This window comes from Desulfobulbaceae bacterium (genome assembly GCA_013792005.1).
Classification (GTDB): domain Bacteria; phylum Desulfobacterota; class Desulfobulbia; order Desulfobulbales; family VMSU01; genus VMSU01.
This window is the reverse complement of the sequence record VMSU01000140.1, coordinates 1-14,886: the sequence shown is the minus strand read 5'-3', so window position 1 is coordinate 14,886 and position 14,886 is coordinate 1. Positions and strand designations below refer to the sequence as shown.

Sequence of the window (14,886 nt, the reverse complement as noted above, 5' to 3'; positions counted from 1 at the left end):
TCACCGCGCATCCTGCCCAGTTACTCTTCTCCGGATACCACCAGTTGATTTCGTCCGCGTTCTTTGGCGATATATAAGGCCTTGTCAGCCTGGAGGATTAGGTTGTCGGGCGAAGTGCCCCGCTCAGCGTTCATGGTGGCGACACCGATGCTTGCGGTCAAGATCGTGTGGACCGTTGAAGCCTTATGGGGAATGTTGGCCTCGCGGAGCATATTAAGAATTGAGGAGGCTTTTTCCAGAGCCCCGTGTTTGTCGGTTTCCGGGAGGATGAAGGCAAACTCCTCGCCGCCGTATCGGGCAGCGAGATCAGCCGGGCGTTTTTCATTGGCTTTGAGAACTTCAGCTACCTGTTTTAGGCAGGTATCGCCTTTTTGGTGTCCGTAGGTGTCATTGTAGAGTTTGAAAAAATCGATGTCCAGCATTAGCAGGGAAATGGGGCTGTAGTTGCGAATCGCCCGGTTCCATTCGTTCGCTATGACTTTATCGAACTGACGACGATTGGCGATTCCGGTCAGCCCATCCAGCGAAGATAATTTTTCGAGCGCCTGATTGGCTTCGTGCAGCTTGCGCTGACTCTCTTCAAGGGCGGCAAAGGCTTCGTCGCGCTGCCGGTGATAGAGGTAAGCAGTTGAGTGGTAACGAAGTCGGGCGATGAGTTCAATTTTGTCTGGAAGTTTGACCAGATAGTCATTGACTCCTAAGCTGAACGCCTCGCTTTTGACCTTGGGATCCTCCTTGGTGGAGAGAATGATGATTGGTATCTGGTTCGTTTCTTTGTTGACCCGAAAAAATCTGACCATCATCAGGCCGTTAACTTCCGGCATGACCAAGTCTTGGAGGATGATGGTCGGGTGAATCCGGTTGGCGATTTTAATAGCCTTGCTGGGGTCCTGACAATAATGGAACTCGATATCTTTCTCGTCCTCCAGGGCGCGGCGTACCGCCTCGGCGATCATCGGTTGGTCATCGATGAGCAGGACAGAGATCCGGAAGGTGTTGATGGATTTAATGTCGCTGAAGAGATTGGGTTGCATGGGTTATCTCCCGAGCAGGGCGACAATTCGCTCGCCAATTTCGTGGATAGGGAGAATTTCTTTGGTCGCGTTAAGTTGCATAGCGGCCTTAGGCATGCCGTAGACTACTGAGGTAGCTTCATCTTGGGCAATGGTATGGTGGCCTTCTTCTTTTAGGGACAGAAGTCCTGTTGCGCCGTCTCGGCCCATTCCCGTCAGGAGGATGCCAATAATTTTTCCGGTCCAGTTTTTGACGATGGATTGGAAAAAAACATCAACCGAGGGGTGATAAAAGTTGTCAACTGGTTCCTGGCTATAGATTAGGGAACCACTGTTGGTCATGATCAAGTGGTATTCGGTGCTGGGCACCAGGATTATCCCTTTTTTGGGGCGATCTTTTTCGTGGATTATTTTCACTGGCATTGTTACCTGGTGGTTGAGCCAGGTAGCTAATCCGTGGGTGAATTTTTTATCCATGTGCTGAACAATTACCACTGCCGCGGGCAGGTTGGCTGGGAATTTGGTCAGTACGGTCGTGAGTGCTTGCGGACCTCCGGTTGAGGCGCCAATGACTATAAGGGGCGGATCTTGGGGGCGGTTTGGGGGCTTGCTCTCTTGGTGGGGTTTGGGCCGCCGGGTGGACTTGGGTGAGCAGCCGATTAATTTGCCGATTATGTCAATTTTTCGTAACAGTTCATTGGCTGCTGTTCCAGCTCCGCTCAATCCCAGGACCGGTGTGGCTACCACATCAAGGGCTCCGGCACCCATGGCCTCGTAAACCAGGGATGAGTTGCCGGTGACGCTGGCGGTGACGATCAGGATGGCGCAGGGAGTGGTTTTCATGATCCGGCGGGTGGCTTCGACCCCATCCATTACCGGCATCAGCAGATCCATCAGGACCAGGTCGGGCGGGGTTTGGTGGCATAGAGCGACGGCTTCGGCGCCGTTTGCTGCGCACCAGGCTACCTGGTGCTCGGGGCAGGTCACGATAATACGACGTAAGACTTCAACCGCCATCACTGAATCATTGACTATGCCGATTTTCATCGAAATTCTCCAGGTGTACCGATAAGATCTTCCACGGCTTCAATCAAAGCTTGGTCGTGGAAGCTTGATTTAGTTAAATAGTAGTCGGCGCCGGCATCCAAACCACGCGTTTTGTCCTCTTCACGATCCTTGTATGAAAGAATAATCACTGGGATATTCTCGTGTTCTTTGGAGTTTTTGATGTGGACCAGAAGTTCGATGCCATCAAGGTTGGGCATGTCAATGTCGGTGATAATCAAATCATAGGTGTTGCGCCGCACCATCCCCCAGCCATCAAGACCATCCACCGCCATATCTACCAGGAAACCATGATCGGTAAGGATTTTTCGTTCCACTTCCCTGACGGTGATCGAGTCGTCGACCACCAAAATTCGTTTGTGGGTTGAACGGCTGGCGCTTGGGATAATCTGGGGGGTGATCCGGTGGAGACGGTCGCCAGAGATCAGGTGATCCATGGTCTGACGAAGGTCATTGATGTCGAGAATCAGGATCGGGGTGCCATCTTCGGCAATGGCGGCAGCGCTTATGCTTCTGAGTTTGCCGAGTCGTTGGTTTAATGGTTGGATTACCATATCTCGAATGCCATGAAAGCGGTCGACGATCAGGCCGTAGCTGTTGATTCCGCTACTTAAGACGATTACGGACAGGATGTCATCGTCCCTGGTTTGTTCCTTGAGTTCCAGGGTCTGCTGTGCGCTGATGAGCCCGAATCTCCGGTTGTTAAAGATGAAATATGGACGGTTACCCATCTCCTTTACCTCGCTGATGGGTAACCTGACAGCATGGTCGATGCTGATCAGCGGCAAGGCATATGGTTCGTTGTTGATTTCGATGAGTAGTCCGCGAATAATCGAAAGAGTCAGCGGTAGCTGGAGTTCGAAGGTCAATCCCTGTCCGGCTGTGGAGTGGAGTTCGATGCTGCCCCGGATTTCTCGAATGGTGTTGTGGACGATGTCAAGTCCTACGCCTCGGCCTGATGTACTGTCGGCGACAGCCTTGGTGGTGAAGTTCGGTAAGAACAGAAAATGAGCAAGCTCCGTTTCGGTCAGTTCTGCTGCGACTTTGGCCGAAACCAGGCGTTTCTCCACGGCTTTTTGGCGCAAAGCATCATAGTCAAGGCCGCGCCCGTCGTCGCAGATGGTAATAACCATCATTCCGGCATGGTGCCTGGCGTTCAGGAGGATGGTTGCCTCTGGTGGTTTCCCGGATTTTTCTCTCTCTGCCGGGGTTTCGATCCCGTGATCAATGGCATTGGTGACAATATGGGTAAAGGGAGACTCCAGTTTTTCGAGAATGTCCCTGTCGATCAGGGTGTCGGCGCCGATGACTTCGAAACGGACTGGTTTATTGAGCTTGCGGGCCAACTCGCGGACTAAGCGGGGAATACCGATCAGGCCTTCGGACAGGGGCTGCATTCGGTTGTTGATGACCTCATTATGCAGTCGATTGGAAATTCTGACACTATGAGTGCTGTGCTCTGTGAGTTCAGCAATTTGGGTGCCGAGGAAGTCCTGGTTCCGTTTGAGTTTAGCGCTGATTTCGTCCAGGCCGTGGGCGATGGCGATCGGCATTCCTGTTTCCGGTAATTGAAGCCGAAACTTTTCCAGGGTGTACCAGGCAGTATCTTGTTGCCTCTTCAGACGATTGAGGGATGCAATCAGGTTGGGCAGCCAGCGCGATTCGACCATGGCTTCGCTGGCTAAGGCCAGGATCTGGTTCATGCCTTGCGATGAAACCCGCAGGAGCCGATCTGACACATTTTTTGCTGAACCAACGACTTTTCCTTCAGTTGTTGGTTCAGGGGAGGTCTTGGTGATAATTGGGGCAGCCGGTTCAACGACGATTTGTTCGTGTTTATCGACGATGGTGAATATTTGATCGGCCAGAGCGGTGATCTGTTTTTTGTTGCTCTCAAACCATTGGGGGGCGGTCTCTTCATTTTCTTTGGTTAGGCTGCGGATGAGATCGGTAGCCGAGAACAGAGTATCAATATGGTCCGAGGTGAGGGTGAGGATCTTGTTTTGGGCCGCGATGAAGAGTTCTTCCATGGTGTGGGTCAGGGTAACGATGTCGGTCAAGCCGATAACCCTGGCGGCCCCCTTAAGAGAGTGAATCGCTCGCATCGATGATTCAAGGAGGACGATGGCAGTGGGATTTTTTTCAATTTGAATAAGATTGTCAGAGAGGACGGCGAGGTGGTTTTCTGCATCTTCAGTAAAGATCGGGAACATCCCTTGGCTGGAAGCAAAGGAAGAGGTGGGAGCGGCGGCAGGCGCTTTGGTTTTAGGGGTGCTTGTGCCAGGCTCTATTGATGGGGTCTTTAATGCCCGCAGTTGTTTGATCAGGTCGGCAAGTAGCCCCTCTTTCTCCTTAAGCGACTCTTGGATTTGGTTCGGATTACTTGTGGTCAGATGGCCTAGGTGGTTGGTTGCCGCTTCGAGAAGATTTCTAATTTCGGGGGTGGGGTGGCTCGAGGCTACACGTATCCCCTTCTCCATTGCCTGAGTCAGATCAATGATTTCTTGCAGGTCGACTATTCTGGCCGCACCGGCGATGGAATGGACTGCTCGGTGCATGACGGTAAAGTTAGGACCGTCCCCGCCATGGTCGCTGTCCCATAGCGACAGCTCATGGGTGAGGGTAATGGATTGGTTTCCAGTCTCCATCAAAAATAGGTCCAGAAGGGACATGTCGTTGAGATCAGTCATGGTCATCCCAGGTTTCTGGTCAGGATACGAAACAGCATGGCGTCATCCAACATGCCGACCTCTTGGTCGTTGATATTCAGTATTCCTTTGGTATAGACCGCCTTTGAGCCGGAGACGGTTATGGGCAGGGGCTTGAGTATGCTGGCGTCATAGAGCACTGGCCCCATGACTTCGCTGACTGGAAAGACGATACTCTGTCCGTCTTTGGCGGCAACGATCAGTCGCTCGGGCGCGGGTGTGCCCTGTTGTCTGGTGCCTGGTTCGATCCTTAGCACGCCACCAATGGAGACGCAGAGTTCCGGTCGCCCACGGATGTTGACGATACCACGAAAGATGCGGCTGCTCTTGTGGGGGATGGAGTGGATGGGGCCCATGTCCACCACTTCCTTGATCATGGTCGATGTTACGCCCAGCCACTCATCGCCGGCTCTGAAGATGAAGGCCGATTGAGTCCGTTTGGCTTGTTTGATGATGGGGTGGCTCAAGTGTTCGCTGAGTTCACGGCGGTAGTCGTCGGGAAGAGGGCGGTTGAGGAGCAGTCGGCCTGTGCTGGTGTACTGGTCGCAGTTCAGGCAGTGGGCCAGTTCTGCTAGTCGTTCACAGCGGCTCTGTTCCTTGCTGAAGACACCAATCTGGTTCCAGCAGTCGTCAATGTTAAGGTCAGCGTATGATAATGACACGGGTTTCTTCCTTGGGTAAGCGATCAGGCTCGGGATTAGGCTATTATTATATATTAGGGTCGGTCGGCATGGCCAGACGGGTGATGATTCTACGTCCTCGGTTGAGGCAGGATTGATAGTTGGCCTCATCCCCAAGGCGTTGATAGATCGCTGCCAGCATGTCAATTGCCTCGATGGAGTTTGGGTCTAGGTAAATAGCTTTTTTCAGCATGCTGATCGCGCTTTTCCACTCATTTTTTTGTTCGAAAATAGTTGCCAGTTGGTAGAAGCTTTCTGCGGTTGGACCCTGTTTCTGGATCTGGTCTTCGTGTGCCTTGATCTGGTGATCCAAGCTGTCGAGTTCTCCGTAGCGGTTCGTCGGAGTGTGTGTGATGGTTGCATTGGCATAGGATACAGAGTTCTTAAAAAGAAAGGCACTGGCGTTTGCTGAGGCGTTACCAGAGAGGTATTTGGAAGATTTTTTTTCTGACTCTTCCGGCCTTTTATAAAAGGCGAAGGCTTTGGGGTGTGGGGCCTGAGTGAAACGACTGTGGCTGAAAATGCCTGATTCGGCATGTCCGATGAACAGCAGTCCTGCATCATCAAGAAGGGCGCTGAAGGTGTCGATGGCTTTTTGGTGAAAGCTTGAGTCCAGGTAGATCAACAGGTTACGGCAAAAGATCACATTGTAGGTGGTTTTGGTCAGGGGCGGGGTGAGGTGGAGGAGGTTGCCCCGGTGAAACCTGATGAGCCCTTTGATGGATTTATCCAAGGCGTAGCTTTGTCTAGTTTTAGAGAAATATCCTTGGTAGCGTTTGGCATAAGTTGTGCGAAATGAGTTCGGGCGATAGATGCCTTGGCGAGCAACCTCAAGTGAGCGACGACTGATATCAACGGCGTCTATGGTGAAGGAGTGAGCGGGGATGCCGGCCTCGATCAGAGTCATGGCCATGGAATATGGTTCTTCTCCTGTCGAGCAGGGGATGCTCAGGAGTCGTAGCGACTTATTCTTGCCCTGCTGGAAAAAGGCGGTGGCGTATTCGCGCAGGGCGATGAACGGCGCTTCGTCACGAAAGAACCACGTCTCGTTCACCGCAACTTCCTCAATAAGTTCATTAAGTTCAGGGGTCGATTTTTTGATCAGGTTCAGATACTGGAGGGTGTTTTCCATCTCCAGAGCCCGCATTCTCCTGCCAATGGCATGCTTGAGTGAATTTGCGCCAATGGAGGAGATGTTGAGTCCCATGGCCTCTTTAAGCACTGAGTCAAGAATGAGGGAGATCAGGCTATTGTCTGACATATAGAGTAGTTTGGTTAATAGCGTAGAGACGGAGTCCCTTGGCAGCTGTTCCAGATATACTGGATAAGTTTCTAGCGGCTCTAACCTTCTGCCCGTATAGGGTGAGGCGATGCGGTTGGTTTTTAATTGTCAAAGCAAGCCGTTATGTTGATTAGTCGTAATTATCTAGGGTTACGGTTAAAAGAATTATGATGAACTCGCAAAAAGTCACGGGATGTCTAAGCAGGTAAGCGAGCCTGCGAGACTCCGAAAACCGATAACCTGAGTAGTTTGCCTAATCCATGAAGGAGAGCCCAGGGATGTCGTCAGGGAGCATCTGCTCTGGCTCGAACCAGCGGACCATGGAATGATTAAGTAAAGCGTTGTCGAGGAAGAGTGGTCCCTTGTCAGTTGCTTTGGGGCGCCAGTCTTTGGCCGTCTTAATGGTCTCCGTCACATTTTCAGCAAGCAGTCCGACAATTTTTCGGAGATTCCCCCCAAGGGTGACACTGGTCAGGATGATCCTGGTGCTGTACAGCTGTTGGCATACTTGATCATTCAGGAGCAGGCCGAGGTCGATGACCGGTACCGGGGTGCCGCGATAGTTGACCATGCCGGTGATGTATTTGGGGGTCATTGGAATTTTTTGCGTCTGCAGAAATGGGATGATTTCGACCACGCGTTTACTGTCAATGGCATAATCATCATTCTGAAGTTTAAAGAGTACGAGAAGCACGAATGAGGTCCCCCGAGTGTTCTGGACGTTGTGCACTCTGCATTATGGCGCTGTCCTGACCTGTCATGACTCGTTATCTGGAGATATCGGGCCGGATTTGACTTTGAACTTGGCGACCGAGTCTCTGAGGATAAGGGCCGCTCTGTTCAGTTGGAAAATGGTCTGGCTGGTCTGAGATACCGATTCTGCGGTTTGTTGGGCCGCCTCGTTTAGTTGATCAACGGATTCACTGATCTGTTTGGCGCCAAGGGACTGGGCGGCAATACCTTCGTTGACAGTTTCGATCGGTGGTCGTATCGCCTGGACTTGATCAATGACTTGAGAGATCTGGTTGGAGCTGATCTGGACCTCCTGAAAGCCGCGGCGGACATCGTCAGCAAATTTTTCAATATTCATTACTCCACTGGCTACCGAGGATTGGACTTCGGAGACCATCTGTTCGATATCGAAGGTGGCTACGGCCGTCAGGTCGGCGAGGCGTCTGATCTCCGATGCCACAACCGAGAACCCTGCGCCGTATTCACCGGCTTTTTCAGCTTCAATGGCGGCGTTAAGGGACAGGAGGTTGGTCTGGTCGGCGATCTTATTGATGGTCTTGGTCACCCCAGCAATGGTGCGGGCCTTTTCGCTCAGGATGGAAAGTTTGGTGACGATGGTTTGCGATGATTCCTCCATCTTTTTCATGATGCTGTTGATGTTGTTCAGGCGGGAATGACTCTGTGACGCGGCCATGGCGGTGTGTTGTGCCATGTCGGTGACCTTGGACATGGTCTCCATCAGGTTTTCGGCAGTGGCGGCGATTTCGGTGGTAGAGGCGGCAATTTCATTGGAGGTGGCGGCCTGCTCGTTGACCGTGGTCTCCTGTTGTTTGATGGTGGCGGCAATTTCGGTGATTGAACTTGTGACCTGAATGCCTGAGCGTTCGATCTCGGAGATCAGGTCAGAGAGATAGGTGGACATCTGGTTGAAACCGTTGGTCAGGATGGCGAATTCGTCTTGGCGGTCATAGCTGATTTTTTCACTGATATTGCCATGGGATAGATTTTTCATGGCGGTGGTGATCATGGAGAGTGGTGTGTTGATGCTTTTGATGATTAAGAAGCTGAGGAAGATAGAGACAGCCACGCCGACCAGGAGAGCAAGGATAAAGCTCTGTTTTGCAACGATAAAGCGTTGCTGCGATATTTGGTATTCCTTGTCGATCATGGCCAGATGGTCTCTGGTCATCAGGTCGATTTTTTCACTATAGAGTTCTCCTAAGGGGTAGAGTTTCTTGTCCGTGAAAAGGTCTAGGCGTTCAAGGTCATGGCTTTGAAGCAAAAGTGTGAGATTGTTCAGGACGTCATCGGTGGTGTTAGCCATGAGAGAGTAGGAGTCTTGCCATTTTTCGGTTGTGCTGACATTTTTTTCCGATGAGTTGAGGGTGTTCAGGCTCTGCCAGTGTTTGTTAATTTGAGTTTTGGCCTTTTCTACCTTGAGTTGGCATTCCTCCCAGGTGATTTGCTCAAAAAGCAGGCGGTCAACCTGCTGAATGATCTCGGCATGGATAAGGCTGTGGAGTTGTTCTAGTTTGGTGAGGGGAATGACCTCGTTGGTGTAGACCAAGGAGAGGGAGTTGTTACTGCTGCGCATGCCCATGATCCCGAAGAGTCCGGACCCTATGAACAAAGAAAGCAAGAGGATGACGAAACCGACGAGCCGGAGTTTGACGCTTAATGATTTATAAAACATTGTTGAGTCCTTCATTTTGTAGGCAATTTAGAGGGACTGGGGTTGGCTATTCGACTCCATACCCAGGTGCTTGGTTAGCATTCTATCAAATTGTTATCCCAGAACAAAGAAGGAAATTTTTTTTTTAATGGGTGGTATTAATACATCAGACGACACATTAAAAAAATCGCTCTCCATGAAGAGCGTAAGCCTTTTGCTGATCCCTCCCTGCGCCACTCAAGACCGTCAAGGCGATCATTTTCTGAGCGGAGTCGAAGGGGAGAGAGGAGAGGCTGGAAAAAGTTTATGAGGTATGATTTTTACGAGATAGAGGGAGTGGTGGTGAGGGAAAAGATTGCTTGTAGCAAGGCAGGGATCAAGGTATATGGTAAAAGTCTCAGATTTAGTAATATAATATAGGCCTCTTTGACCAGATATTTTGATTCAAGCCGAGGACTTTTTATGCAAAACGATTTTCTGCGTTTTTCGAAAAGTACGTGAGGAAATTTTAGAAAATGGCGCCGGGATATTTTCTTGGAGATTGACTTACTGACCCAATACTCTTTTACGGACGGAGATTTTTTAAGAATGAGAATAGATCAAACCTACCAGGAAGAAATATCCATCACCGATATCTTGCAAAAACTCTGGCATCGCCGAGGACTGCTAATGATCATCCCTGTAATTTTTTTTCTGGGGGCAGGGATTTTTCTATTAGTCAATAAGGTGACAGCCCAGACATCGACGGTGTATTTTGTAGAATTATTGGGAATTGATAAGTCGACCTATCCCAACGGCACCAGGTTTTCTCCCCAGGACCTACTCATTCCTGAGGTCCTCGCCCGTGCCGCGGGAAAACTAGGGTTATCTGTCACTGATAAATTGCGCGATGCCATTCAGGTTGAATACGGGATACCGACGACTGAAGGGATACAGCAGAAATATCAGTTGCGGTTAAAAGCAAAAAACATTTCATTATCCGAGATTGAACAAATTAATAACGAATACACAGAAGAGCTTAAGCGCGTGTTTGAGCGCGGGTTGAAAATTATCGTTGATCACACTGAGCTTAATTTGTCGTCCGAGCAAGGAACCATTCTGGCGAGTACCTTGCCTGGGGCATGGAGCGAAATTTTCAGTCAGAAATACCGGATATTAATTGACACCCGACTTGACAATACGGGAATTGTCAACGATAAATTAGCGTTTCTCACTACATCGGATATTCTTACCGCTCGTCATACTCTCACTCGGATAAAAAACGGATTAAGGTTAATCGGTGAGGACAATCGTCTCAAAATGCTTGTCAGTCAAAATGGGATGAACAGTAGTGACATGGAGAGCAGGTTAGAGAGTTTCAACGAAATATATTTTCGGCCTATGTTGGGCGGGTTATTTGAAAATCCCGATCAGGCTGCAGCCACATTTTTAGTAGAAACCCAGCTGCGGATTGAAGAAATTTCAAGCAATATCGGAGAAATTGATCGCAGCATTGTCGATATCAACTCCTTTCGAGCGCAAACTGCAGAGCCACAGGCCACCACTTCAGGACGTGAAGCCCCCGTACAATTAGGAGACAACACTATCCAACAGATCATCGATCTCTCAGATAAAGCTTCTATGTCAAGCTTTCTTCAGCAATCCCTTCTCGCCCGTCGCGATCTTGCTGCGCAAAAAGCGGCACTACAAACTGAAATTGATCGTTCGAAAACCAATTCCCCGACAATAAAAAGTGCTGATTTCATCCAGCAGGCAGCGGCCGATTATTCAGTGTTAGTCAAAGAATATTCATCACTGCTGTTAGCAGCTCGTCAGGCTTGCCGACAAGACCACGGCGAACTATTCAAACCACTCAACTCACCTCAAATAGCCCAGGAAGACTTGCCTGTAAGGTCGCGGCTGATACTGTTTTTGTCGGTTATGGTCGGATTCTTGTGCGCCATGATTTTAGCCCTTTCCCTCCCATTTTGCCAGCCAGTCCAAGACGAGGTGAAACACTGAGAGTGTTTTAGTTCTGCTTTGCAACCAAGTTGATAATTCTGATCCAAGGCCAATTGATTAAGATATATCATATCTTCACGATTTGCTGCCATATGGGACAAATAACGTAACGTACGGCTTGTTCGGTTGCGGCCGTTAAGCGAATCAACGATGCGAAACACGTCGCTTGGCTTGCCGAAACGCAAACAATTTTTCCCCTGAAGATTGGGCTCAAGTTGATGTATTGATAAGAGAAAAATGAATCCCTGAACAAATTTCCGGTCGCATGGCTCTGGAGAAAACGTTGAAAATCGGTCACGAAACCTCTACGTTTATAATGACAAGCGTGCCAAAGGTGATTTTGGCTTCATTTCTGCAGTTAAAAGCGCTGTCGGAAACGCTATGGAAGTGGCCAGGAGTGAAGGGGAACGCTGAAGAACAGAATCAGCATCGATGACCGTTCTAAAATAATAGATTTGAAAGGGCGAATCGGTGATTGGGGGTGACACGGTGATAGGCAAGGATCACAAACAAAGGCGCGTTGGTCACACTGGCGGACAGAGCCTCTCGCTATACGCTTGCGACTATGCTACCCCGCAAGCACTCCATCCGCGTGCTTGCGGTTGTTAAGAGACTGTTGAGCCCACATAAGCGCAAACGCCATATTGTGACATTCGACAATGGTAAGGAGTTTGCCGGCCATGAGGAGATCGCCAAAGAGTTGAAGCTGGATGTGTATTTTGCTCATTCATATCATTCCTGGAGCGTGGGTTAAACGAGAACACTAATGGCTAGCTACGGTAGTATTTCCCTAAAGGCACTATGCTTGAAACGGTAACAGAAGAAGAGGTGCAAGCAGCAGTGACTGTACTTAATCATCGACCTCGAAACATCCTGTTTTTCAGGTTGCCTTGTGATGTTTTCTTTAATAAGACTATGCGCTATGCCCCGTCAGCAAGGGCGGTTGTACTTCGTTCTTGAATCCGCCTTAGATGAAATATGCCATTTGCTGATTTTTTTCACCATGTTTTCTGCGATTGTTTATGAGCGAAGTTCAGATTATTTTTCTTGTCGAACCGTCTACTGACCAACTCCGGGCTATTGTCGGACTTTATCGGCAGGCTGGGTGGTGGCCGGAAGCCGAGGTCGAGGATTACCAACGGCTGACCCGGTTGGTCAAGCAAAGCCATTGTTTTGCCGCCGCCATCGTTGATGGGGAGTTAATTGGTATGGGGCGGGCGATCAGCGACGGGGTCAGTGACGCCTATGTTCAGGACGTGACGGTTGATCTCTTCTGGCGTGGGCAGGGTATCGGCTCTCGTATTGTTCGCCGGATTGTTGAACGACTCAAACAGGATGGCTTGGGCTGGATCGGTCTGATCGCTGAGCGTGGTTCCTCGCCATTTTATGAACAGTTCGGTTTTATGGAGATGGTTAATTCCCAGCCTATGCTGTTGACATTATCATGACTTGTATTTTTACCCGGATATCCATTAGCGATTACCAGCGGTTGTTCCCTTTTTTTGTTGGACAGCCCTACGAGTTATGTGAATACAGCCTTCCCGGCATCCTGGCTTGGTCGAGCGCCTCTTTTTATCCTTGTGCTGCTGTTGTCGGTGCTCGGCTCATTCTTGGGGCCGAATATCCCGGTCATCCTGAATATCGGCATCTGCTCTTGCCGTTGGGCAGTGTGAGTGAGCCTACTCCACGGGAATTGGCAGTGGTTGCCGCAGAGGCCGGCTATCCGGGATACTGGTTTGTCCCTCAGGGCTACCTTGATCGTTACGGCTTTGAGGAGGTGGCGCAATTTTTTGCGGTCGTTGAGCAGTCTGGATACCATGACTATGTGTATCGGGTCAGCGATCTTGCCGAGTTGAAGGGGAATCGGTATGCCAAAAAGAGGAATTTGATCAAGCAGTTTAAGCAGGTCCACTCTCAGGAGAGGCTCATCTTTGAGCCGATTACCATTATCAATACCCGTCAATGCATCGCCTTTCTTGAAGAGTGGTGTGAACAGGAGGGCTGTTTTCAGCAGAGTGATTCGAGCCTTGAGTGTGAGATGGAGGCAGCTGTCAATATGTTGGAGCTGGTTCCGCGCACGGCGGTTCGGGGACTTGCCTTGCGCATCGATGGGGTTATCAGCGCCTTGGCTCTGGCTTCACCTCTGACAGAAGGAATGGTTGTGCTGCAATTCCAGAAGGCCTGCAAAACCATCAAGGGATTGTATCAGTTCTTCGACCGGGAGTGCGCGCGGACGCTTTGCCAAGGATTTACCTGGGTGAACAAAGAGAGTGATATGGGACGGCAAGGTCTTGCTCAGGCTAAACGCTCCTACTACCCGGAACGGATGATCCGGTCGTATGAGTTACGGTTGCATTCTGTTTGATATGGTTCCGGTTTAGGGTGTCGGTTGTCAGTTGACGGTTAATGACTTCTACCAATGACTGATATTCGTGCGTCTGTTAACCTTAGACCAGGAGCTGATCACTATTAATCTTTGGATGGTATCATTTACGATAATTGACCATGATTTTTCATGATGGAGGAGTGATGATGTCAAAAACAACGGTGCTTGACGAAGTGACGGGGCTCTACCGTATTATTCCCTTGGCCCTTTTGCGTAGCACCTCGAAGGTAACTTTCGATTGCGTGCCGCTGGAATTTCTTCCCAGGATTGATGCTATTGATCGTGTGCTGCACGAGGGCGGCGCTACTTCACCGGGACCAGTGGAGGAGGTGGCCAGGCCGTGGTATATGCACCCGTCACAGGACGACAATTTGGTCGTGCTCCATGGTACTCGTCATGTCGAAATTTATACCCCGGAGCATGGCAGGGTCGAGGAGTTTGTGGTCACACCGAACGAGATACGTCGGAATGGTGAGGTGATCGTCCAGGGTGGGGCGATGCTGGTCTGGCCGTGTCGGGTTTTTCACCGGATTCGCACCGCTGAGGAGGGTTCGGCTTCATTGAATTTTGCGGTCCACTACCAAGGATTTGACATCCGGACCAATTTTAATATCTATGACCTCGACCAGGTGAGCGGCAAGTTCCGGGTGATTCGCGAAGGGCATCTTGATCAGCCTGAGGTCCGTGGGGATCGTTGATGGCCAAGAGGGGTGAAGGTCTAAGGGACGGCGGCGGGCAGAGGTTCCGGGTGGTCCTTGAATTTGATGGCACGGCGTATCGTGGTTGGCAGAAGCAGGGGGAGAAGTCGGTGCGAACGGTGCAGGGGGTGATCCTGGAACGGGCTGTCGAACTCTTTGCCGGGGGGAAGGTCGATCTTCAGGGCAATGGCCGGACCGATGCCGGGGTTCATGCCCTGGAGTATACCGCTCACCTTGAGGTTGTGACGCGCCTGTCGCCTGATGAGATTAAGGACGCACTTAATCGTTTACTGCCCAGGGATATCGCTATTCTCGAGCTGGTCCCGGCAGACTCACGATTCCACGCCCGGCACCACTGTGTGGGGCGAAGTTATCTCTATCAGATAGCCGAGGAGCCGCGCGCTTTTTTTCGGAGATATGTCTGGGATCTTGATGCAGCGCTTGATTTGTCCTTGATGCAGCAGACGGCCACGCTCTTTGTTGGGATGCATGATTGCGCCGCTTTTGCCGAAAAGCAGGAGTTGAAAAAGTCAACCTTGGTTCTGATCAAGGCCCTTCGTTTGGAGCGGGTGGCTGGAATGCTCCTGGTGCGGGTGGTGGCGTCTCATTTTCTGTGGCACTTGGTGCGACGGTTGGTCGGTACCATGGC

The 14,886-nt window shown here is 50.5% G+C and carries 13 protein-coding genes; 6 read left to right on the top strand and 7 right to left on the bottom strand.

All coding sequences use genetic code 11. The features are described from left to right. Nucleotides 1-20: 20 nt before the first annotated feature. The 7 genes from FP815_08485 to FP815_08455 form a co-directional block, all read right to left on the bottom strand. Nucleotides 21-1,034, bottom strand: coding sequence for a diguanylate cyclase (locus tag FP815_08485; protein MBA3014976.1), 1,014 nt, complete (start codon nucleotides 1,032-1,034; stop codon nucleotides 21-23). A 3-nt stretch (nucleotides 1,035-1,037) separates the two neighbouring features. Next, nucleotides 1,038-2,060: a chemotaxis response regulator protein-glutamate methylesterase gene (locus FP815_08480; protein MBA3014975.1), complete on the bottom strand. Its 1,023-nt coding sequence runs from the start codon at nucleotides 2,058-2,060 to the stop codon at nucleotides 1,038-1,040. Further along, nucleotides 2,057-4,774, bottom strand: coding sequence for a response regulator (locus FP815_08475; protein ID MBA3014974.1), 2,718 nt, complete (start codon nucleotides 4,772-4,774; stop codon nucleotides 2,057-2,059). Before FP815_08475 ends, FP815_08480 begins: the two co-directional genes overlap by 4 nt. Continuing rightward, nucleotides 4,771-5,577 (bottom strand): chemotaxis protein CheW, encoded by an 807-nt coding sequence (locus tag FP815_08470; protein MBA3014973.1) that lies wholly within the window; start codon nucleotides 5,575-5,577, stop codon nucleotides 4,771-4,773. The genes FP815_08475 and FP815_08470 overlap by 4 nt, the downstream gene beginning before the upstream one ends. Beyond that, nucleotides 5,495-6,727, bottom strand: a complete 1,233-nt coding sequence (locus FP815_08465) for a hypothetical protein (GenBank protein MBA3014972.1) — start codon at nucleotides 6,725-6,727, stop codon at nucleotides 5,495-5,497. Before FP815_08465 ends, FP815_08470 begins: the two co-directional genes overlap by 83 nt. 274 nt (nucleotides 6,728-7,001) lie before the next feature. Then, nucleotides 7,002-7,478: a hypothetical protein gene (locus tag FP815_08460; protein MBA3014971.1), complete on the bottom strand. Its 477-nt coding sequence runs from the start codon at nucleotides 7,476-7,478 to the stop codon at nucleotides 7,002-7,004. A 27-nt stretch (nucleotides 7,479-7,505) separates the two neighbouring features. After that, the gene (locus FP815_08455) at nucleotides 7,506-9,188 is read right to left on the bottom strand and encodes a HAMP domain-containing protein (GenBank protein ID MBA3014970.1); all 1,683 of its coding nucleotides are present in this window, start codon (nucleotides 9,186-9,188) and stop codon (nucleotides 7,506-7,508) included. A 498-nt stretch (nucleotides 9,189-9,686) separates the two neighbouring features. Between FP815_08455 and FP815_08450 the strand changes: the two genes are divergently transcribed. The 6 genes from FP815_08450 to FP815_08425 all read left to right on the top strand — a co-directional run. Beyond that, the gene (locus tag FP815_08450; GenBank protein MBA3014969.1) at nucleotides 9,687-11,153 is read left to right on the top strand and encodes a hypothetical protein; all 1,467 of its coding nucleotides are present in this window, start codon (nucleotides 9,687-9,689) and stop codon (nucleotides 11,151-11,153) included. A 502-nt stretch (nucleotides 11,154-11,655) separates the two neighbouring features. Beyond that, nucleotides 11,656-11,907, top strand: a complete 252-nt coding sequence (locus tag FP815_08445) for an IS30 family transposase (GenBank protein ID MBA3014968.1) — start codon at nucleotides 11,656-11,658, stop codon at nucleotides 11,905-11,907. Nucleotides 11,908-12,175: 268 nt separating this feature from the next. Beyond that, the gene (locus FP815_08440) at nucleotides 12,176-12,601 is read left to right on the top strand and encodes a GNAT family N-acetyltransferase (protein MBA3014967.1); all 426 of its coding nucleotides are present in this window, start codon (nucleotides 12,176-12,178) and stop codon (nucleotides 12,599-12,601) included. Then, entirely contained in the window at nucleotides 12,598-13,518 is a 921-nt protein-coding gene (locus FP815_08435; protein ID MBA3014966.1) for a DUF2156 domain-containing protein, read from the top strand. Before FP815_08440 ends, FP815_08435 begins: the two co-directional genes overlap by 4 nt. 167 nt (nucleotides 13,519-13,685) lie before the next feature. Then, nucleotides 13,686-14,237 carry a hypothetical protein gene (locus FP815_08430; protein ID MBA3014965.1) on the top strand — a complete coding sequence of 184 codons (552 nt, stop codon included), beginning with the start codon at nucleotides 13,686-13,688 and terminating at the stop codon, nucleotides 14,235-14,237. After that, nucleotides 14,237-14,886, top strand: a 650-nt coding sequence (locus FP815_08425) for a tRNA pseudouridine synthase A (GenBank protein ID MBA3014964.1), incomplete at its 3' end; no start/stop codon positions are given. The genes FP815_08430 and FP815_08425, both read left to right, overlap by 1 nt.

Coding starts and splice junctions, on each gene's coding strand:
- FP815_08485 (MBA3014976.1), bottom strand. CDS start 1,034: ATGCAACCCAATCTCTTCAGCGACATTAAATCCATCAACACCTTCCGG.
- FP815_08480 (MBA3014975.1), bottom strand. CDS start 2,060: ATGAAAATCGGCATAGTCAATGATTCAGTGATGGCGGTTGAAGTCTTA.
- FP815_08475 (MBA3014974.1), bottom strand. CDS start 4,774: ATGACCATGACTGATCTCAACGACATGTCCCTTCTGGACCTATTTTTG.
- FP815_08470 (MBA3014973.1), bottom strand. CDS start 5,577: ATGAGGCCAACTATCAATCCTGCCTCAACCGAGGACGTAGAATCATCA.
- FP815_08465 (MBA3014972.1), bottom strand. CDS start 6,727: ATGTCAGACAATAGCCTGATCTCCCTCATTCTTGACTCAGTGCTTAAA.
- FP815_08455 (MBA3014970.1), bottom strand. CDS start 9,188: ATGAAGGACTCAACAATGTTTTATAAATCATTAAGCGTCAAACTCCGG.
- FP815_08440 (MBA3014967.1), top strand. CDS start 12,176: ATGAGCGAAGTTCAGATTATTTTTCTTGTCGAACCGTCTACTGACCAA.
- FP815_08435 (MBA3014966.1), top strand. CDS start 12,598: ATGACTTGTATTTTTACCCGGATATCCATTAGCGATTACCAGCGGTTG.
- FP815_08430 (MBA3014965.1), top strand. CDS start 13,686: ATGTCAAAAACAACGGTGCTTGACGAAGTGACGGGGCTCTACCGTATT.